The following is a 21,295-nucleotide window of genomic DNA, read 5'->3' as shown; positions in this document are numbered from 1 at the left end:
AGTGCCTCTCTGCCCTACGGAGTAAATTTATGTCTGGTATCTTCGCGTTGTTTAAAGCGGCGCCGGCCGCGCTCGTCCATAGTCAATTTAATGAGCGAAAATTTAATCTCTTGCGTTGGCGAACCTTTCTTTCCATGACCGTGGCTTACGTCATGTTTTATGTTTGTCGCCTATCATTTACTGTCGCGAAAAGCGCGCTGGTTGATCTTGGTATCAGTCCCACGGAACTTGGCATGATCGGTTCGGCTCTATTTTTTACCTATGCCATTGGTAAATTGGTCAATGGTTTTATTGCCGATCATGCCAATGTGGTGCGCTTCATGAGCCTTGGCTTGCTGCTTAGCGCAGGCATGAATTTTATGATGGGTTCTACCACCAATGCATTATTACTTGCGTTGTTCTGGGGCATTAACGGCTGGGCGCAGTCCATGGGTGTAGGCCCTTGCGTGGTGTCGCTGGCACGTTGGTATGGCAATAAGGAGCGGGGCACCTTCTATTCTATTTGGTCTACCGCACACAATATTGGCGAGGCGATAAGCTACATAGTGATCGCTGCGGTGATTGCCGGTTTTGGCTGGCGCTTTGGGTATTTTACCACTACCGCGCTAGGTGTCGCCGGAACGGTATTGATCTTGCTGGGAATGTGCGATTCGCCGCAGAGTGCCGGATACCCGTCCATTGGTGTTATTCGCAACGAGCCGGATAACCCATCCCACGAACGGGGTTCGGTACTGAAAAACCAACTTTGGTCATTGCACAATCCGGCATTGTGGACATTGGCCATGGCCTCGGCGTTTATGTACATCGATCGGTACGCCATTAATTCCTGGGGCGTTTTCTTCTTGCAACAGGCTAAGCATTACACCACGATTGAGGCGTCGAGCATTATCGGTGTGAACGCGGTTGCCGGTATAATCGGCACCATTGTCGCCGGTATGTTATCGGACCGGTTTTTTCCGCGTAACCGCAGCATAATGGCGGGAATAATCAGTCTATTAAATACCGCTGGCTTTGCCATGATGATTTGGTGCCCACGTAATTATTATACTGACATTATTTCAATGATTATTTTCGGCGCCACCATCGGCGCGTTAACCTGTTTTCTCGGCGGACTAATTGCTGTGGATATTTCATCTAAAAAAGCCGCTGGGGCAGCGTTGGGCACAATTGGTATTGCCAGCTACGCCGGCGCCGGGTTGGGGGAGTTTCTTACTGGGGTCATCATTGATAAAACGTCGGTTATCGAGGCTGGGAAAGCGCTGTATAATTTCCACTTTCTTTCTTTATTCTGGATAGGGACTGGGCTTTTATCAGCGGCATTCACCTTTATTACTGCCACTATTGTTGCCAGACGGCTTGCGGTAAAAATAGGGTAAGTATTTTTACTGACCCATTATTACATTTATGAACACGTTTACGCTAAGGAAGTGTAATAAAATCACACGTTATAAACGAAGCCATTGAACACCTACAATCTAATAAAGGGGTAATATGTTGCTAGCACAAAAGTCTTTGCCATGCTTATTGCTTGCCATCGGCCTGATAACTCTCGCCGTCAATAGCCAGGCGGCAGATCGTTATGTATTAGAAAAAGTAGTGGAAGTCAGTCGGCATGGGGTGCGGCCGCCAACCGCAGATAATCGGCAATCGATGCAGGTTGCCACCGGTCGGGAATGGCCGTTGTGGGTAACCCATGATGGTGAACTGACCGGCCACGGTTATGCTGCCGCTGAGCTCAAGGGGCGCTATGAGGCCGCCTATTATCGCCAGCAGGGTTTATTAACGACGGGTTGTCCCAAAAAGGGGGATGTCTATGTCTGGGCCAGCCCGTTGCAGCGCACTCGCGCCACCGCGCAGGCGTTGTTGGACGGTGCGTTTCCTGGCTGTGGTGTTGTTGTACATTTCATCTCCAGAGGGCTCGATCCGCTGTTTCAAACTGATAAAATGGGCTTGGCACCGTTGAATCCTCTCAAAACCAGGGCTGGTGTGCTGGCGGCCACGGGAGGCGACCTGGTACAGGTTCAGCACCGGTTTCAGGCGGACGTGGAACGGTTAAAGGCGGCGGTGTGTCCACCAGGGCAAGCATGTCCGGTCTTTGCTCAGCCATGGCGGCTAACGCAGCAGCCGGATGGCCGCGTAGGCATCAGCGGGTTGGGTGTCTTGTCGAATATGGCCGAGACTATTCGCCTGGAGTACAGCGAAAACCTGCCGCTGGCACAGGTTGCTTTCGGTCATGCGGCCAATGCATTGCAGGTAAGCAGGTTGATGCCGCTGTTGACTGCGCGCTACGATTATACCAACGATGTGCCTTATATCGCACGTCGCGGTGGTTCGGTGTTGCTTAACCAAATTTTATTGGCTCTGGATCCCCCACGCGGTCATTCTTCCCGCAGCGCCGTCGCACTGGAAGGTCTGCCGCCTGACGCCTCATGGCTGCTTTATGTCGCCCACGATACCAACATCGCCTATTTGCGAACGTTGTTGGACTTTACCTGGCAACTCGGTGTTTATCCGCGTGGCAATATTCCACCTGCAGGTAGTTTGGTGTTTGAGCGTTGGCGGGACACACAAGATGGTGAGCGCTTTCTGCGCCTCTATTTTCAAGCACAAAGCCTCGATCAAATTCGTAACCTGACGCGTCTGGATGCCAAACAGCCGCTGCTGAAAAGCGAATTCAACCGCCCAGGCTGCCGTGTGACCGCGGTGGGCGTATTGTGCCCTTTAGCTCCGGCTATCAAGCGCATAAAACGCGCCATTGACCCCAGCGCCGTAACGCCGGTGCAGTATAATTAACCGGATTTACACTGCGGCACTGCGTCAAGATTCGTGACTGCGGTGCAACATGTCACTTAACGAACCGGGTAACGCAGCGGTGGGTTGTCGCCACCGTTATTGTGCTAAAGCAATAGGCTCAATAACGTATTGGTTATCACCACCGCTGTTGCGCCGAGGCAATGGTCTGAACCCCGTATGGGTTAGCGGAACGGTGGCTCATTAAAGGTGCGGAGCTTGCGGGAGTGTAACCGATCACCTTCCGCGCGTAGCAGATCGATGGCGCGGATCCCGATCTGCAAATGTTCCGAAATGGCTCCTTCATAGAAGCGATTCGCCTGTCCCGGCAGCTTGATTTCACCGTGCAGTGGCTTATCGGACACGCACAACAGGGTGCCGTAAGGCACGCGGAATCGATAGCCCTGCGCGGCGATGGTCGCACTCTCCATATCCACCGCCACCGCACGGCTTAAATTAAAGCGCAGCGCAGAGGCGGAATACCGTAACTCCCAGTTCCGGTCGTCGGTGGTGACCACAGTACCGGTGCGTAAACGCTGTTTTACCTCTTCTCCCGGCATATTGCTGACCATTTTGGTGGCGTCATACAGCGCACGTTGTACTTCGGCGATACTGGGAATGGGGATATCCGGTGGCAGCACGGCATCAAGCACGTGATCGTCGCGCAGATAGGCGTGAGCCAGCACATAATCGCCAATCGACTGGCTTTCCCGCAAGCCGCCGCAGTGGCCGATCATCAACCAGGCGTGAGGGCGCAGCACCGCCAGATGATCGCAGATGGTTTTGGCATTGGACGGGCCGACGCCGATATTCACCAAGGTAATGCCTTGGCCGTTACGTGAAATCAGGTGGTATGCCGGCATCTGGTTATTTTTCCAGGCCAAATCTGACACCGCCAGCTCGGGTTGGCTGGTTTGGTCGGTAATATAGGCGCCGCCGGCACAGGACAGGGCCTCGTACTGCGAGGACGGATCGGCAATCTGTTCGCAGGCCCAACGCACAAACTCATCCACGTAGCGGGTATAGTTGGTGAACAGGATAAAGGGTTGAAAATGTTCCGCCGGGGTGCCGGTATAATGGCGCAGGCGTGCCAGCGAAAAATCGGTACGCAGTGCGTCGAAATGGGACAGCGGGAACGTATTGGTCGCATGGAACAGCCCGTCGGCAGTCTCATCACCGATCTGCGCCAGCTCGGTGGTAGGGAAATGCTGTGCCAGCCCGGCACTCATGGTCCGATCCAGTACCAAACTTGAACCGTCGATAACATAAGGGAAAGGAATTTCCAACTCAGAGGGCACGACTTCGATTATCGCGGCATATTCCGCTTCCAATATCGCCAGCTGTTCGGACAGGTAATGGCGGAATAGCTGGGGCCGGGCAACGGTGGTGGAATAGCAGCCGGGATGGGTAAAACGGGCAAACGCCCGGTTTTTGGCATGCCCTGGTGCAACCCCATCCCAACTGACCCGCAACTGGGGATAAGAGAATAACCCGGCTGCCCGGGCCGCCGCGTCCGGCAGACTGCCATGACCGATATAATCGCTGATGGCGTTACGCAGCGCCGCAACCGCGTCATCGTAGAGCGACTCGAGTTTATCAAGCGCTTCGGCAGTGGTGAGCGACGTGACGGATGTGTTTGGTGTCATCATATCTCCAATCTCTAGCCGTTCCCCAGCGGGAAACTGCGGGCTAAAACCTATGGGGTAAATTATCGGTGCTATCGTTTTATGGTGCCAGTAGGCGTGCCACTTTTTCGCTGCCGCGCCGCCAGCCCTTTCAGGAAGTAGCGCAAAACCTGATCGCCGCAGGGACGATAATTTTTATGGCCCGGTGCGCGTAGCATCGCAGTCACTTCGGGTTGAGAAAGCCGGAAATCCTGGGACTGTAAAATATCCTGAATATCGGTCGATTTAAGTGAAAACGCGATGCGCAGCTTTTTTAAGATAATGTTATTGGTGATTTTACGTTCTATTTTGGGGGCGGGTTGGTTATCGTCCTGACCCCGTTTGGAAATAATTAATCCATGCAGGAAATAGCCCATCACGATATCGGGGCAGGGTTGATAGCCCTCTTCGTCGTCTTTTTTGACAAAACTCGCCATCTCCTGCGCACTCAGAGTGGTATCCATTAACGCCAGAATGGCCAACAGCTGATCATTATGTAGATTCAGCATATAGCGCACGCTGCGCAGCACATCATTGTTCATCATTGCCAGGTTACTCGCTGTCAATTGCTATTGATGCCCGGCAGTATAATGGTATCCGCCGAGAAAAGCAGGGAACAATCGCGTCATTGACATCCTACCCGTCCTGAAGGACGGGGTTTGACGGCGCACTGGGTAAATACATCAACCCGGTAACCTTTATCACCGGCTAGCATGATACCTCTGCGGCGACGGCGGTTTCAGGTCGGTAGGACGGTAGCGCGCGGGCGGGACGTCATGGCGCTGCCGACCCCGGCGGTGATGGAAAATACGATCGCCAGCACCTGCGTGGGTGTCAGGCTTTCCGACAGCATAAAAAATGCCACAAAGGCGGCGACCGCCGGCTCCATACTGACCAGAATACCGAAGGTTTTATGCGGCAAGCGTTTTAGCGCCGCCATCTCCAGCGACATCGGCAATGAACTTGAGACTACCGCCACCACCAGGCCTATCAACAACAAATAGGGATGGGCTAAAATAGCGCCGGCGTCCAACAGGCCAACGGGCAGGGTTACCATGGAAGCAAACACCAAACCGATAGCCACGGTATGCCCGGACGGCAGATGGCTGACCATTTTACCAAAAATAATATACAGTCCCCAACAGCAGGCGGCCGCCAGTGCAAACATCACGCCGGTTAAATCCAGTCCGCTATGGTTACCTTCTAAGGGCAGAATTAATAGCATGCCGGTGACGGCCAAGGCAATCCAGAAAAAATCAGCCGGTTTACGCGAATAAAGGACCGTTACGGTCAGCGGGCCGATAAACTCAATGGCCACCGCCAAGCCGAATGGGATGGTTTGTAATGAGAGATAAAAGCACAAATTCATCGACCCGAGCGTAACGCCATACAGCGCGATAAATTTCAGGTCGCGTAGCGTGATATTTCGTCGCCATGGGCGAAACAGTGCCAGCAGTACCAAGGCTGAAAACCCGGTGCGCAACGCTGTGGTACCAGTGGCACCGACTAATGGGAATAAAAACGCCTTGGCAAGCGAGGTGCCGACACCCATTGACAAGATCGAACCCAAGACCATAAGAAAGGGCACCAGTCGAGGGGACGCTGACGATTGCATTAGGTTATTCCTTGTGAAGTCTTTCCATTAATAGGCAGGCTGTAGACTAACGTTTTTACCATCGAAATCGGCTTTTTGGCAATCGAAAATCCTGCCGGCGCAGGCGTGTTTACCCTAAAGGCAAAATGCTAAGGTCATTTATCCCTTTGTGTCAGAGTCACGCCATGATTGTATTTCGAAATACCCATATTGAGTTGGCCGCGCTGACGAATGGCCGCAGCTTCCCTCGGCATACCCACGACGAGTTTGTGATTAGCGCCAATCTCAACGGCCTCGAGCAGGTATGGCTGGACGGCGACGTGTTGGTGGCCGATACCCAAATGATCACCACGTATAATCCTGGTCAAGTGCAGGCCAGCATGAATCAGGCCGACAGTTGGCAATGTGTATCGCTGTATCTGCGTTCGGATGGCTTTGAACACTATTTCCATCGGCGCGTGCAATTTAATCAGGGCGGCCTGATGAGTCCCGAGCTGTCGGCGCGGCTGAAAAACTTGATATTACAGCCACAAGAGGATGCCCGCCTGCGGGAAGAAGCCGCAGTGATGTTGCTCGCTGACCTGCAAAACCTTACCGGCACGGCATGTAGCCCGCGCGACGCTCGGGGCGAAAGCCACCGGGCGCGGCGGGTAAAAGCGCTAATGCTGGACGATATCAGCCAGACGATAGGCCTAGAGGCGTTAGCGCGCAGGGAGGGTGTCAGCGCGGCCCATTTGGTACATGCTTTTGCGGTATGACGGTAATGACATCAACGTAGGGTAACTAACCGGCGATTTATGTTTTTCTGGCGCAGGCAATGCTTTACCATAGCCCGTAGATTGGTTTCTGTGTTCTGTATGTGCGGGGTTTCGGCGTCGCGACCGGGCGAGTCAGCTGTCGATCGCCAACGCACATACCGATAGTTTAACGCTGTCAGTGGATGGGTTTTCAGCTATTTTAATTTTCACTTTCGGCTATCATGATAACAATAATAAAACGTATCACATTAATACTAAGCGTATTGCTTCTTTCTGCCTGCAGCACCTTATCTAACCTGCCTGTCGATGCTGTCAACGTTGCCGACCAGAATTTGGCTCCAGGGGGCTCTCTGCGAGCCGAGGTCGACAGCCTGTCCATTCCGCTGTTAACCGCCGGGCAAACCCCGGGGTTGGTGGTTGGCGTATTGCAATCGAACGGCCGTAAAAGCACGTTCGGGTATGGTGTTACTGACTATCGCGATGGTTACAGCATTAACGGCGAGACGCTGTTTGCCGTGGGGTCAGTCAGCAAGGGTTTTATTGCTGAAATTACGGCCATCCTGGTACACCGAGGCCTGTTGCACTGGGATGAGACCTTAACCACGTTATTACCCTCAAATGTGGTGCTCAGTGCCGACGCCCGCAAGATTACTCTGCTGCAGTTGGTCACGCACACCTCGGGACTGCCGCGGCAGATGATGACCAGTGAAATGTTAGCATCGTTTATTGATTATCTGTTTACCGGTAAAAACTTCTATCATTCATTGGATAATGAAAATGCCGTTAATTATTTGGCAACTTTCCGTAAGCCGGCAAAGTTTGAACCGCGTTATTCCAATCTCGGCTACGCGTTATTAGATGATATTTTGCAGCGTCGTACCGGTAAAACGGTCACCCAATTACTGGCAGACAATATTACCCGGCCACTCGGCCTGACCCATTCCGGTTACGAGGCTTGTCGACTCCCGGGTTATGCGCGGCGCGCCCTCGGTCATGCCGGTGATCAACCAAAATTTATCCGCCGCGGGCAGGTGGTGCCGGATTGGCATTTTTCTTCCCTGATGGTCGGTGCCGCCAGCCTGTACACCAACGCCGACGATCTGCTGAGTTATGCCCAGGCGCATTTTAACACCACCGGTGATCCTGCCTTGGACGCAGCGCTGCATGATGCGCTGACGGTGCGCTACGAACGCACCCGGGAAGCGGCGGCGCTGGGCTGGATCGTCGACAGTGTCGGCGATCAGCGCATTACCTACCAGGTGGGATTTATCGGCGGCTATTCCAGCTATATAGGATTGGACCGACGCCACCATATCGCGGTGGTGGTGCTGCAAAATAGCTTTAACTGGACTAATAATATCGGGCATCGGCTATTACAACGCCTGGGTGAGGCGGCGGATCGGCAGGCCATCGCCGCGCGAGTTAACGGTGCCGGTGCGGCTAACCCGCTATTATAGCTATGAAGAACTTTCCATTTTTGCACAAATGTTATTAACCCAATGGGGGCCGCTGACGGAGTGAAAGCGTAAAAACGTTTATCATTGGTTTATATGAAGGACCTCACTATGGGATGCCGTTAATATAACAACAGATCATAGGAACGGGCTTTGTATGCTTCCAGTCACCGTGCGCGCAAGACGTGCAGGTAAGCGCTTTTTACTGCTTGATAATATGTTGTTGGAATTAGGTTTCTCGGTGGTTTTTCCCTTAATGTCGGTTCATTTTGTCGAGCATCTCGGCTGGCCGGCGGTGATCGTCGGCATTTCGCTGGCGATCTGGCAGTTTATCCAATCGGGCACCAGTATTCTTGGTGGTGCCATTGCCGACCGGTTTGGGGTCAGGCCGATGCTGGTGCTCGGCATGCTGCTGCGCGCGGCGGGATTTGGTCTGATGGCCTATGCCGATCGGGCCTGGATACTGATGCTGGCCTGCGCGCTGGCGGCCATTGGCGGTATGTTGTTTTCTCCCTGTCGAGCGGCACTGGTGATAAAATTGGTGCGACCGCGTGAGCGCGGGCGTTTTTTTTCGATTTTGATGGTGGAAGACAGTGCCTTTCGTGTATTGGGAGCCCTGCTGGGCACGTGGTTGCTATTGAACTACGATTTTCAGCGGGTCTGTTTTGCCGGTATGGTGATGTTTATTCTGTCTGCTGGATGGAATGCTTGGAAATTACCTGATTACAAACTTTCCAGCGTGCGTGCGCCGGTGGCGGCGGGTATTGCGCGAGCGTTTAAGGATAAACGGTTCCGTCGTTACGTGATGATACTGACCGGCTATTATACCCTGAACGTACAGGTGATGCTGATGCTGCCTCTTGCCGTTAAGGCGATGTCCGGCACGACGGAAGCGGTGGGCTGGATGTACGCGATCGGTGCCGTGATGGCGCTGGTGCTGCTTTATCCTCTGGCGCGTTGGAGCGAGTGCCATTTCCGTCTCGAACAGCGGCTGATGTTTGGCTTGGGGTTGATGGCGCTGAGTCTGATGCTGGTGGGGTATGTGGATACACTGATGGTGTTGTTTACACTGGTGATCTGTTTTTATCTGGGATCACTTATCGCCGAGCCGGCGCGGGAGACGCTGAGCGCCGAATTGGCGGATTTCCGTGCCCGGGGCAGTTATGTGGGTTTTAGCCGCATGGGTGCGGCGGTGGGCGGGGCCTTGGGATACAGTGGCGGCGGTTGGTTGTTCGACATCGGCACCCATAGCGCCACCCCGGCGTTGCCGTGGCTCATCCTTGGCGCTATCGGCTTGTTGACCTTGTTGGCGTTGTTTATGCAGTTCAGAAAACACCCCACCCCAATGGCGGACTTGAGCAGCCTATAGAAGGGCATAACCCTGCGGACCAGGACTGATTAACGCCCAGTGCGATTCTTATCTTTATACCCCTGAGCGTCAAGCCAAGCACGGGCAGGAAACGCCGGTGCTGCGTTAACACAAATTCTTGCCTTCAATGGATAATGAGTGTTATGTTATACAGTAACACTTACTAACCTTTCTTTTTTTATGCCCAAGTCGATTAACATTACCGATCCGCGTGCAAGGTTCAATCTGCTGACTGCGTCGTGGTTGGCTCGCCTTTTGTTGGCCTGTTGTGCGCTGGTACTGCTGTGGGGCGCGATTTATTGGGCGACCTTATTACCATGATAACACTTGAAAATATTGTTTTGGGTTACCAAGGCCAGGGGATTTCGCTGCCGATCAGCGGCCGTGTCCACACCGGCAGCATGACCGCGCTAGTGGGGGCTAATGGCAGTGGTAAATCCACCTTACTGAAAACCCTTGCCGGGCTGTTGCCCGCGGTATCGGGACAACTGACGTTTAATGCTGCTGTCCGGCCGCGCATGGCCTATTTGCCGCAACAGTCAGAAATGGACCATCAATTCCCCATCAATGTGGTTGATGTGGTTGCCATGGGCTGCTGGCCGGCTACCGGGCTGCTCGGACGTATTGGTCGCGCTGATAAAAAACGTATTGAGCAGGCCCTGGAGCGGGTGGGTTTATCTGCGCTGTCGTCTCGCCCCATCGAAGCGCTGTCAGGGGGACAATTTCAGCGCATGCTGTTTGCCCGTCTGCTGGTCCAACACGCCCCTTTAGTCTTGCTCGATGAACCCTTCACCGGTATCGACAGCCAGACCTGCCGGTTGCTGATGGAGGTGATCGCTCAGTTGCATACCCGCGGGCAAACGTTGTTGGTGGTGCTGCATGATAGCGATCTGGTCGCTCGCCATTTTCCGCAAACCCTGATGTTGAGCCAAAAACATGTCCATTGGGGTGCCTCTGCCGAGGTCTTGTCTCTCAGTACGGCCGAACGCCGGGACCGTCCCTCACTATTCCAGGTAAGTTAATGATTATCCATTGGTTAATTGACCCTTTTGTCTCTTATGGGTTTATGCGTCGTGCGCTGGTGGCGTGCTGCGCATTATCGCTGAGTACCACGCCGCTGGGGGTATTTCTCCTGTTGCGCCGTATGAGCCTGGTGGGGGATGCCTTGTCCCATGCGATCCTGCCCGGCGTGGCCGTGGGGTATTTACTTTGCGGTATGTCACTGATGGCAATGGGTATCGGTGGTTTTATCGCCGGTCTGTTGGTGGCCATTCTCTCCGGCCTGGTGACGTCGCAAACCGCGTTAAAAGAGGATGCCAGCTTCGCCGGTTTCTATCTTGGATCACTGGCGCTGGGGGTGACGCTGGTGTCCTTACACGGTTCCAGCGTAGATCTACTGCATCTGCTGTTCGGTTCAATCCTGGCAGTAGATATAAACGCCATTAGCTTTGTCGGTATTATCACCACCTTTACCGTCCTGGCGCTGGCGCTGCTTTATCGTGCGCTGATTATCGAGTCCTTTGACGTGACCTTTCTGCGTGTCAACCGACGTGGTTATCCCAAAGTGATCCATGCGCTGTTCTTGGCGTTGGTGGTGCTCAATCTGGTGGCGGGTTTTCAAATTCTCGGCACATTGATGTCAGTAGGGCTGATGATGCTACCGGCGGTAGCGGCCCGCTGCTGGTCCGGACATCTCACCACCACGCTATTGCTCGGTGTGATGATCGGTTTATTAAGCTCCTTGATGGGGCTGCTTTGGTCATTTTATGCCTCGCTGCCGGCCGGGCCGGCTATTGTGCTGACAGCGAGCCTGTGTTTTTTTGTGTCGGTTCTATTGGGTCCACGCGGCGGGTTTATGGCAGCGCTGCGGCGGCATCGAGTCGTTAATAGCAAGGAGAAAGAATGAAACGTTTACCGGTCTCATTGGCAATGGTGATGATAGTCCTAAGCCCGAGTGTGTGGGCAAAAACCGTTGATGCGGTGGCCAGTTTTTCTGTGTTGGCCGATATGGTCAAGCAAGTGGGTGGTGAACATGTCAAGGTCACAAGCCTGGTGGGGCCCAATGGGGACCCGCACAGTTTTGAACCTTCACCACGGGACAGCCAGGCGTTGAAACAGGCTGATGTGGTATTTGTCAGTGGCCTGGGTATGGAAGGCTGGATGAACCGTCTGATCAGTGCCTCTGGCTATCGCGGTCAGGTCATTACCGCCTCCAACGGAGTGAACGCCCGTAAAATGGTGGACGAGGGCAAAACGGTAACCGATCCGCACGCCTGGAACAGCGCCGCCAATGGTGCCATTTATGCCCGTAATATTATGGAAGCGCTGGTTGCCGCCGATCCTGACGACGCGGGGGATATCCGCCGGCGCGGCGAGGCGTATATTCAACAGCTGGATAAACTGGACCTGTGGGCAAAAACGCAATTCGCCGCTATTCCACGGGCAAAACGCAAGGTCATTACCAGCCACGACGCCTTTGGGTACTTTGGTCGCGAATACGGTGTGACCTTCCTGGCCCCGGTCGGTTTCTCCACCGAATCGGAGGCCGGTGCCGGTAATGTGGCAGCCCTGATCGATCAGATTAAGCGGGAACATATTAAAACCTACTTTATGGAAAACCAGACCGATCCCCGGTTGGTCAAACAGGTCGCTGCCGCCAGTGGCGCGCAGCCGGGGGGCGAGCTCTATCCAGAAGCGTTGTCCAAGGCCGACGGTCCCGCCGCCACCTATGAAGCGGCGTTTAAGCACAATGTGGACACGATTGTGAACAGCATGAAATAACCCCCGCATAACGATGCCGGGTCTCCCCGGCATCGGATTCAATGTCGATGGGCTATGATAGTGGCAGATCGGTCGCGCAATGCCCGGACGGTGATGGTAACATCCCTATGACTGGCGATGCTGCCCGGCAACCGAATTGGGGCCATTTGCTACCCCGAGGATGCAGCACCGGCAATATAATCAGCTTTGCAAACTGAATGACATATACCGCGTTTATTCTGGCTATTAAGCAGCGTGAATTCCCCGATGGCTGGGTCTCCGACCACCGTTAACCGAGGGTGAATCAATGAATAAACCTGATCAACTGGTCATTGTCCACGGATTTTTATCCACACCGCGACATCACTGGTTTCACTGGCTGAAAAGCCAAATTGAAAAAAAGAGTATCGAGGTGATCCTGCCGCGAATGCCTTTTCCGCGCGCCCCCAAGCCCGATCAATGGTTATCCCATCTTAAAGCCAGCGTTCCTCTGCCTTCGCGTAATACCTGGTTTATTGCGCACAGCCTGGGCTGTGTCACGCTACTGCAGTACCTGGCCAGCCAGAACGTCACGGTGGGAGGCATCGTGCTAGTCGCAGGGTTTGCCGATCCGGTACCGGGCCTTCCTGAACTTAATCAGTTTACCCAGGCCGGTATTGACTTCCAACAGGTGAAAGCCTGTACACACCACCGCATTATCTTGCAATCCTTAAACGACGATGTGGTACCAAACTATCTTACCGAGACCTTGAGCAGCTCGCTTTCCGCCGAGCTATACAGTTTCCCTGCCGCCGGTCATTTTCGCGCACTGGATGGGTTTAACCAGTTTCCCGCCCTGATGGCGGTGCTAAAAGACTACTTTTAGCCTTGGGCACCGACAGTGAAATCGCGGCAAGACTAAGTCAAGGGTGACTGTCAACGACATCCGCCGCCTATGTCACCTCGTGCAGGCAAGTCTGCCTACAACCCTTTTTTCTTGCGCAATTGCCAGCCAATGGCCAGGATAATAAACCACAAAGGCGTGACTATCAGCGCTTGTCGGGTGTCAGGTTGTAACGTCAGCAGCACCAGGACAAAGGCAAAAAACGCCATGCCGACCCAGCACATCAGTTTACCCAGCGGCATTTTGAAGTTGGATTGGCTATGACGCTTGGGGTATTTTCGGCGATACGCCAGGTAAGAACACAGAATAATGGTCCAAACAAACATAAATAAAATGGCGGACACCGTAGTGACCAGAGTAAACACCGTCATGACGTTGGGAATCAGATAGATCAGCGCAACGCCCGCCAGTAAGCAGAAGCAGGAGAACAATAATCCATTGATCGGCACTGCCCTGCGCGACAACTGCGCGAAGCGGCGATGGGCCACTCCCTGTTCTGCCATGCCGAACAGCATGCGGCTGGTGGAAAAAATGCCGCTGTTGGCCGACGAGGCCGCCGAGGTCAGCACCACAAAATTCACCACACTGGCGGCGGCAGGTAGCCCCGTTAGCATAAACATTTCAACAAACGGGCTGCGGTCGGCGATGACGCTGCTCCAGGGCGTTACGGCCATAATGGCCAACAGCGCCAGCACATAAAACATAATCACGCGCAGAGGAATGGCATTAATGGCTCTCGGCAGGACGTTGTGCGGATCATGGGTTTCGGCGGCGGCAGTACCCACCAACTCAATGCCGACAAATGCGAACACCGCGATTTGGAAACCAGCAAAAAAGCCGCTGAGTCCTTTGGGGAACATACCCCCATATTGCCAAATATTGGCCACCGATGCGGTGGTGCCGGAAGGCGAGGGATAATGCAGTGCCGCCAGCACAATGCCAGTACCGATCAGGGCGATTATCGCGATGATTTTCACGATCGCAAACCAAAATTCCATTTCACCAAACAATTTTACCGTGGCGATATTCAGGGACACAAACACCACAACACAAAGCAGGGCGCTCATCCAGATCGAAAAGTGTGGAAACCACAATTGAAAATAGGCGCTGATGGCCACCATATCGGCAATGCCGGTGACCACCCAGCAAAACCAGTAGGTCCAACCCGTAAAATAGCCCGCCCACGGCCCCAGCAAATCGGCGGCAAAATCGCTGAAAGATTTGTACTCTAGGTTTGATAACAGCAGTTCACCCATCGCGCGCATCACGAAAAACAGCACAAATCCGATGATCATATACACGAAGATGATCGAAGGACCTGCCAGGCTAATGGTTTTGCCCGATCCCATAAACAGGCCGGTACCAATGGCTCCGCCAATGGCCATTAGCTGGATATGACGGTTATGTAAGCTGCGCCGCAGCTTTACTGGACTCTCTGTGACGAAAACGGTGTCTTTCGTGTTATCAACCATATGGAACAGTTCCTGTCAGTAATGTTATGTCGGCTCTGCTGGCTGATATTGTTGCAAACCGCGCCGGCGTGGCCGGCACATAAGATAGGTAATAAGGAGGTTTAAGGGAAATGTTTTTTTATCGGCTGCGCCGCGATAATGAGCAGCAATAATGTGAGCAATATTTTATTTTTCATTATTCCTTGCTGCTGGTGGATACATCCGTGATATTCCTTGATGAGCGTCATAACATCTGCACGCACTTATAGGCAAAGTGCAGCGTTGACTTACCAGTAGTTTCCCTATTGGCACCAATTAATAAAATAGTCACGCCTGAGCGTTGGCTAAGATGAGAGGAATTATGCTTGATTTGATGATTGGCGTTGTTGTCGCCATTGTGGTGGGCCGGTACATTATCAAGGGATATTCAGCCATTGGCGTGTTGCTGGTTGGCGGTTTATTCCTGCTGACGCTCAGCGCACTGATGGGCAAGGCTGTCTTGCCGGCCAGCGCCACGACGACCGGATGGCGGGCTACGGACATTGTTGAGTATGTCAAAATCCTGCTAATGAGCCGTGGCGGCGATCTTGGCATGATGATCATGATGCTGTGTGGGTTTGCCGCCTATATGACCCATATTGGCGCCAACGACGTGGTGGTGAAAATCGCCTCGCGCCCGTTGCAGATGATTAATTCACCCTATTTGCTGATGGTGGCCGCCTACCTAGTGGCATGCCTAATGTCCCTGGCGGTGTCTTCAGCCACCGGCTTGGGCGTGTTGCTGATGGCAACCCTGTTCCCGGTGATGGTTAACGTCGGTATTAGTCGAGGCGCGGCGGCGGCGATTTGTGCCTCGCCTGCGGCCATTATCCTGGCCCCAACCTCTGGCGACGTGGTCTTGGCGGCTCAGGCAGCACAATTGCCGTTGGTGGATTTTGCTTTTAAAATTACGCTGCCTATCTCCATCGCGGCGATCGCCAGCATGGCCATCGCCCATTATTTCTGGCAGCGGTATCTGGATAATAAAAGCGATGAACCGCATCAGATGTTAGACGTTAGCGAGCTCAAAACCAATGCGCCGGCTTTTTATGCCCTGTTACCCTTTACGCCCATTTTTGGGGTACTGATCTTCGATGGTAAGTGGGGGCCGGAACTGCATATTATTACCGTGCTGGTGATCTGCATGTTGCTGGCCGCGCTCATTGAGTTTTGCCGCACCCGCAGCGCACAAACGGTGTTTTCTGGTCTGGAAGTGGCTTATCGCGGTATGGCGGATGCTTTTGCCTCAGTGGTGATGCTATTGGTGGCAGCCGGGGTGTTTGCCCAGGGGCTTAGCACCATTGGTTTTATCAGTGGTCTGATTAGCCTTGCGCAATCCTTTGGCACCGGTGGCATCATCATGATGCTGGTCTTGGTGGCGATAACCATGCTGGCGGCCATGACCACCGGTTCTGGTAACGCGCCGTTTTACGCGTTTGTGCAACTTATCCCCAAACTTGCCGCCCAGATGGGCATCAACCCAGCCTATCTGGTGATTCCGATGCTGCAAGCATCCAATCTCGGTCGTACGCTGTCACCGGTCTCGGGGGTGGTGGTGGCGGTCGCGGGAATGGCGAAAATCTCACCGTTTGAGGTGGTGAAACGCACCTCGGTGCCGGTATTGGTTGGATTAGTGGTGGTGGTGGTTGCCACTGTGCTGTTGGTTCCAGAGCAGTAAGCCTATCTTGGGCTTTTCCTTGATGGTCGCGATCAACATCACGTTTTCATCCCAAGGCTATTGAATGGCGTCCATTAAGTGCTATTTTAATAGCCAGTTGGATTGTTACTGCGTTAGCAGGCAAAACCAGATATTTGACATCGAGTCTGATATCTGGTTTTTTGCATTTTGGGATTGGGCGATGAAAATTGACAAAATACTCAATAATAATGTCGTTATCGTCATGGATAAGGATTGTCTCGAACAGGTGGTGATGGGACGCGGTCTGGGGTTTAAAAAAAAACCGGGTGATGCACTGGACGAAAGTTTAATTGAGAAGGTGTTTGCGCTGAAAAGTGGCGAACTGAACGCGCGTTTAGGCAGTCTGCTGGCGGAAATTCCCCTTGAGGTGCTGACTACCGCCGATCGTATCATCGCTTTGGCAAAGCTGCGATTAACCGGAAAGTTGCAAAACAGTGTGTTTATTTCCCTGATCGATCACTGCCATTTCGCCATTGAACGGCACAAGCAGGGTGTGGATCTGCGCAATGGTTTGCAATGGGAAATCAAGCGGCTCTATCCCAATGAGTTCGCGGTTGGCCTTGAGGCGCTGGAGATTATCAACCACCGCCTTGGCGTAAGGTTGCCCGAGGATGAGGCGGGATTTATTGCCTTGCATCTGGTTAACGCACAGCTCGACGGTGAAATGCCCGAGGTGATTCAAATCACCCATGTTATGCAAGAAATCCTCAATATCGTTAAATACCAACTGCAGCTCAATTATAATGAGCAGTCGTTAAGTTATCACCGGTTTGTTACGCATCTTAAGTTTTTTGCCCAGCGCATGCTGGGTAAAAATGGCGTATATAGCGATGACGAATCCTTGCACGATCTGGTCCGCGACAAATATGTCATTGCTTATCAGTGTGCGCAAAAAATACAGATTTTCATCTTGGATAAATATGAATATTTATTAACCAAAGAAGAGATGCTGTTCCTGTGTATCCATATTGAGCGGGTGCGAACAGAACGGCCGGAAGAAGAGTAAATAAGTGGTAAGATAACGTTAACCCCATCACGTTATCCACCTGAAATTCAATGAACCTGTTGCAATGATAAAATAAATTAGTCACTATAATCGAAGAGATGTTGCTATTTCAGTGTGTGCGGAAATCGAACCGTGCGCTTGGATAGTCGTAATGAAATAGCATACGGATTGTTACTGTAAAGCCGCAAACGCCATAAGGTGCATGTCAGGCATTACAGGCAAAACCTAAATATTTTTTCCACGCAAACTCTGTGCGCTGGAAAAGAATATTTAGGTTTTTTTTTGCCCTAAATACAGCGTTTGGACGGCAAGCCGCCCAGTTGTTCCTGTGTAGTTACTCGGTGTTAAGGACGGATCATGAAATATGAAGCACTCGCCAATGAAATCGTTACAGGGGTAGGTGGCACTAGCAATATCAATAGCTTGGAGCACTGTGCCACGCGTTTGCGTTTCAAACTCAAAGACCAGCATAAAGCCAACGCCGCTGCCCTGAAACGCAATCCAGGGGTGATCATGGTGGTCGAAAGCGGTGGCCAGTTCCAAGTGGTTATCGGCAATCATGTCGGTGACGTTTATCAGGCCGTTATGAAGGCAACGGGTTTGGGGGAAATCAGCGCTGATGAAAGTAGCAATGGTGCAAAAGAGAATATTGCGGCGCGTTTCATTGATGTGATTTCCGGCATTTTCACGCCTATTATCGGTATTATGGCCGCATCGGGGATTTTAAAGGGTTTTTTGGCTTTAGCCTTGGTCTGCGGTTGGGTCAGCAGCGCAACCGGTACCTATAAAATATTATATGCTGCCAGCGATACATTGTTTTATTTTTTCCCCATCGTCTTGGGTTATACCGCCGGCAAAAAATTTGGTGGTAATCCTTTTGTCACCATGGTCATTGGCGGCACGCTGGTACATCCCACCATGATCGCCGCGTTCTCGGCGATGGGGCAACCCGGTGCTGAAACGCTCTATTTTCTGGGGCTGCCGATTACCTTTATTAATTATTCATCTTCCGTCATTCCGATAATATTTGCCGCGTGGTTATCTTGCCGCCTGGAAAAACCACTCAACGCCCTATTACACGCCAATATTCGTAATTTTTTCACGCCGCTTTTGTGTGTCGTCATTACGGTCCCGCTGGTGTTCTTATTGGTAGGTCCCGCTGCGACCTGGCTTGGCCAGATGTTGGCTGCGGGTTATCAAGTGGTTTACGGACTGAATTCCGCCTTGGCTGGTGCCTTGGCCGGTGCGTTTTGGCAAGTGTGCGTCATGTTCGGTTTGCATTGGGGACTGGTGCCGCTGATGATCAATAATTTAAGCATGCTGGGCCACGATACCTTGCTGCCGTTGTTGATGCCGGCGGTATTGGGGCAAGCGGGCGCTGCGCTGGGGGTGATGCTGCGCACACGCGATGCCAAGATTAAGGGCATTGCCGGTTCAGCGGTATCCGCCGCGCTGGTGGGAATTACCGAACCGGCGGTGTACGGGGTGAACTTGCCTACGCGCCGGCCCTTTATTTTTGGCTGTGTCGGGGGTGCATTGGGTGCCGCGGTACTGGGCTTTTATCACACTACGGCCTATTCGTTCGGCTTTCCCGGCGTATTCACCTTTACCCAAATTATTTCCCCCGCTGGACTGGATGCCTCTTTCTGGGCCGCAGGGGTTGGGGCATTGCTGGCTTTTGGTTTCGCCGCCATTGCAACCTGTTTATTTGCCTTTAATCGCGTTGAACAGACCCCTGCGCCAGCGAATAATCCGACAATGCCAGCACCGAGTCAAACCGAACCGATGCTGCGCAGGCAGTTGATCAGCAGTCCGCTAGACGGCGAACTCTCACCGCTGTCCGCGATGACCGACCCAACGTTCTCCAGTGGCCTGTTGGGCAAAGGAGTTGCAATTATACCGAGCGCTGGCCGGGTAGTGTCACCGGTTGACGGCACCGTGGCCTCGTTGTTCAAGACGCACCATGCCATCGGCCTGGAATCAGAGGAGGGGATTGAACTGTTGATCCATGTCGGCATCGATACCGTTAAGCTCGATGGCCAGTATTTTACCGCCCATGTCAGCGTCGGTGAAACCGTCAGGAAAGGTGATCTGTTGATTGAATTCGATCTGCCGGCAATTGTTGCTGCGGGTTTTGATATCACCACGCCAGTATTAATCACTAACAGTGATTGTTTTATGGATGTGTTGCCGGTAACCGATGAGCACATCGTTGCGGGATTGCCATTGCTGACCATCATACGTTGAATCGTCGGCAAAACGCTGTGCCGAACTGAGGAGTTAAGAAATGAAATATGTATTTCCAGATAACTTTTTATGGGGCGGTGCCACTGCCGCCAACCAAATTGAAGGGGCCTATTTGGCTGATGGCAAGGGACTTTCCACTGCTGATATGCTGCCAAATGGCATTTTCGGCGACCGGGTGGAGCGCAAGGAAGGGGACCATGCACTAAAGGATCTCGCTATCGATTTTTACCATCGATACCCGGAAGATATCGCACTGTTTGCCGAAATGGGTTTCAAATGTCTGCGCATTTCCATTGCATGGACCCGAATATTCCCTATGGGTGATGAGGATATCCCTAATGAGGCTGGCCTCGCATTTTATGATCGGGTCTTGGATGAAATGGCCAAATACGGCATTGAGCCATTGGTCACGTTGTCTCACTATGAAATGCCTTATGGGTTGGTGACGCGTTATGGCGGCTGGGCTGACCGTGCCACTATCGATTGTTTTGAGCGCTATGCCCGCACGGTGTTCGAGCGTTACCGGCATAAGGTAAAATACTGGCTGACCTTTAACGAAATTAATTGTGCCCTGCATGCGCCGTTTAACGGCATCGGCCTGTCAGCGCAAAGCAGCAAACAGGACATCTACCAAGCCATTCATCACCAATTAGTGGCCAGCGCCAGAGCTGTGCGGGCATGTCATGAACTGATACCTGGCGCGCGCATTGGCAATATGATTATTGGCGCGCTGATGTACCCCTTATCCAGTCGGCCGGCGGATGTGTTGAAAAGCCAGTGGAAAAACCGCGAGTGGCTCTATTTTTCCGATGTGCAGGCACGCGGCGCTTATCCAGCCTATATGGGCCGTTTGTTTCGCGAGCTGGGCGTCACCCTTGATATTACGCCGCAAGACCGTATCGACCTTGGCCATACGGTTGATTTCATCTCGTTCAGTTATTACATGACCGGTTGTGTGACCACCGATGAGCAACTCAACCAGCAGGCACGCGGCAATATCCTCAGCATGGTGCCAAATCCGCATTTGCCGAGTTCGGAATGGGGCTGGCAAATCGATCCTATCGGTTTGCGCATTATTCTAAATGAGCTCTACGATCGCTATCAGAAACCGCTGTTTGTGGTAGAAAACGGCCTGGGCGCCAAGGATATCATTGACAAGGAGGGGGCTATTAACGATGACTATCGAATTTCCTATCTTAACGATCATCTAGCACAAATCGGCGAGGCGCTACAGGATGGCGTCGAGGTGATGGGGTATACCAGTTGGGGGCCAATTGATTTGATCAGCGCCTCTACGGCACAAATGTCCAAACGTTATGGTTTTATTTATGTCGATCGTGATGACGCCGGTAAAGGATCGTTGGCACGGCGACGGAAAAAAAGCTTTTACTGGTACGCGGACATTATTAAAAGCAACGGTGCCCACCTGAAATAAATAAGCGCAGTAGGCACGCAACCTAGCCTAAAAAACGCCTCTTGGCATGAACGCTAAGAGGACTATTGCGCAAAAAATACCGGTCGACGTTAGCGCGCCGACCGGCAGGCAACCTATTGGCATTATAGCGGACCGATAGGTTGGTT

General features: G+C 52.7%; 17 protein-coding genes. 13 read left to right on the top strand and 4 right to left on the bottom strand.

The window, feature by feature from the left end; all coding sequences use genetic code 11:
* Positions 1-29: 29 nt before the first annotated feature.
* Together SJI19_RS15265 and SJI19_RS15260 are read left to right on the top strand one after the other, a co-directional pair.
* Positions 30-1,376 (top strand): MFS transporter, encoded by a 1,347-nt coding sequence (locus SJI19_RS15265; RefSeq protein ID WP_323479127.1) that lies wholly within the window; start codon positions 30-32, stop codon positions 1,374-1,376.
* Between the two features lie 115 nt (positions 1,377-1,491).
* Positions 1,492-2,793: a histidine-type phosphatase gene (locus tag SJI19_RS15260; RefSeq protein ID WP_323479126.1), complete on the top strand. Its 1,302-nt coding sequence runs from the start codon at positions 1,492-1,494 to the stop codon at positions 2,791-2,793.
* A gap of 182 nt (positions 2,794-2,975) precedes the next feature.
* On the opposite strand, the gene SJI19_RS15255 is transcribed toward SJI19_RS15260, so the two are convergent.
* The 3 genes from SJI19_RS15255 to SJI19_RS15245 all read right to left on the bottom strand — a co-directional run bounded on the left by SJI19_RS15255 (position 2,976) and on the right by SJI19_RS15245 (position 6,069).
* Positions 2,976-4,436: an AMP nucleosidase gene (locus tag SJI19_RS15255; protein WP_323479193.1), complete on the bottom strand. Its 1,461-nt coding sequence runs from the start codon at positions 4,434-4,436 to the stop codon at positions 2,976-2,978.
* 71 nt (positions 4,437-4,507) lie between these two features.
* Entirely contained in the window at positions 4,508-4,999 is a 492-nt protein-coding gene (locus tag SJI19_RS15250; protein WP_323479125.1) for a DUF1456 family protein, read from the bottom strand.
* Positions 5,000-5,193: 194 nt separating this feature from the next.
* Entirely contained in the window at positions 5,194-6,069 is an 876-nt protein-coding gene (locus tag SJI19_RS15245) for a DMT family transporter (protein WP_323479124.1), read from the bottom strand.
* Between the two features lie 164 nt (positions 6,070-6,233).
* On the opposite strand from SJI19_RS15245, the gene SJI19_RS15240 reads away from it, so the two are divergent.
* The 7 genes from SJI19_RS15240 (at position 6,234) to SJI19_RS15210 (ending at position 13,254) form a co-directional block, all read left to right on the top strand.
* A complete protein-coding gene (locus SJI19_RS15240; RefSeq protein WP_323479123.1) occupies positions 6,234-6,806 on the top strand; it encodes an AraC family ligand binding domain-containing protein in 573 nt (190 codons plus the stop codon).
* 221 nt (positions 6,807-7,027) lie between these two features.
* Positions 7,028-8,263 carry a serine hydrolase domain-containing protein gene (locus tag SJI19_RS15235; protein ID WP_323479122.1) on the top strand — a complete coding sequence of 412 codons (1,236 nt, stop codon included), beginning with the start codon at positions 7,028-7,030 and terminating at the stop codon, positions 8,261-8,263.
* Between the two features lie 154 nt (positions 8,264-8,417).
* A complete protein-coding gene (mdtH, locus tag SJI19_RS15230) occupies positions 8,418-9,629 on the top strand; it encodes a multidrug efflux MFS transporter MdtH (RefSeq protein WP_323479121.1) in 1,212 nt (403 codons plus the stop codon).
* 317 nt (positions 9,630-9,946) lie between these two features.
* A complete protein-coding gene (locus SJI19_RS15225) occupies positions 9,947-10,651 on the top strand; it encodes an ABC transporter ATP-binding protein (RefSeq protein ID WP_323479120.1) in 705 nt (234 codons plus the stop codon).
* The gene (locus tag SJI19_RS15220) at positions 10,651-11,535 is read left to right on the top strand and encodes a metal ABC transporter permease (RefSeq protein ID WP_323479119.1); all 885 of its coding nucleotides are present in this window, start codon (positions 10,651-10,653) and stop codon (positions 11,533-11,535) included. The genes SJI19_RS15225 and SJI19_RS15220 overlap by 1 nt, the downstream gene beginning before the upstream one ends.
* Positions 11,532-12,410 (top strand): metal ABC transporter substrate-binding protein, encoded by an 879-nt coding sequence (locus SJI19_RS15215; protein WP_323479118.1) that lies wholly within the window; start codon positions 11,532-11,534, stop codon positions 12,408-12,410. Before SJI19_RS15220 ends, SJI19_RS15215 begins: the two co-directional genes overlap by 4 nt.
* A 286-nt stretch (positions 12,411-12,696) precedes the next feature.
* Complete coding sequence (locus SJI19_RS15210; protein WP_323479117.1) at positions 12,697-13,254, top strand: RBBP9/YdeN family alpha/beta hydrolase; 558 nt, start codon at positions 12,697-12,699, stop codon at positions 13,252-13,254.
* Between the two features lie 95 nt (positions 13,255-13,349).
* Here SJI19_RS15210 and cycA read toward each other — a convergent pair whose 3' ends face one another.
* The gene (gene cycA, locus SJI19_RS15205) at positions 13,350-14,744 is read right to left on the bottom strand and encodes a D-serine/D-alanine/glycine transporter (RefSeq protein ID WP_323479116.1); all 1,395 of its coding nucleotides are present in this window, start codon (positions 14,742-14,744) and stop codon (positions 13,350-13,352) included.
* 340 nt (positions 14,745-15,084) lie between these two features.
* On the opposite strand from cycA, the gene dcuC reads away from it, so the two are divergent.
* From dcuC to ascB, 4 genes are all read left to right on the top strand, one after another.
* Positions 15,085-16,440, top strand: a complete 1,356-nt coding sequence (gene dcuC, locus SJI19_RS15200) for an anaerobic C4-dicarboxylate transporter DcuC (protein WP_323479115.1) — start codon at positions 15,085-15,087, stop codon at positions 16,438-16,440.
* Positions 16,441-16,621: 181 nt separating this feature from the next.
* Positions 16,622-17,467, top strand: coding sequence for a BglG family transcription antiterminator LicT (gene licT / locus SJI19_RS15195; RefSeq protein WP_323479114.1), 846 nt, complete (start codon positions 16,622-16,624; stop codon positions 17,465-17,467).
* 357 nt (positions 17,468-17,824) lie between these two features.
* The gene (gene bglF / locus SJI19_RS15190) at positions 17,825-19,714 is read left to right on the top strand and encodes a PTS beta-glucoside transporter subunit IIABC (protein WP_323479113.1); all 1,890 of its coding nucleotides are present in this window, start codon (positions 17,825-17,827) and stop codon (positions 19,712-19,714) included.
* A 40-nt stretch (positions 19,715-19,754) separates the two neighbouring features.
* The gene (gene ascB / locus SJI19_RS15185) at positions 19,755-21,149 is read left to right on the top strand and encodes a 6-phospho-beta-glucosidase (RefSeq protein WP_323479112.1); all 1,395 of its coding nucleotides are present in this window, start codon (positions 19,755-19,757) and stop codon (positions 21,147-21,149) included.
* The last annotated feature ends 146 nt before the right edge of the window (positions 21,150-21,295 follow it).

The organism is Acerihabitans sp. TG2 (assembly GCF_035013185.1).
In the GTDB taxonomy this organism is placed as follows: domain Bacteria; phylum Pseudomonadota; class Gammaproteobacteria; order Enterobacterales; family Enterobacteriaceae; genus Acerihabitans.
This window is presented reverse-complemented; position numbering and strand designations above follow the sequence as displayed.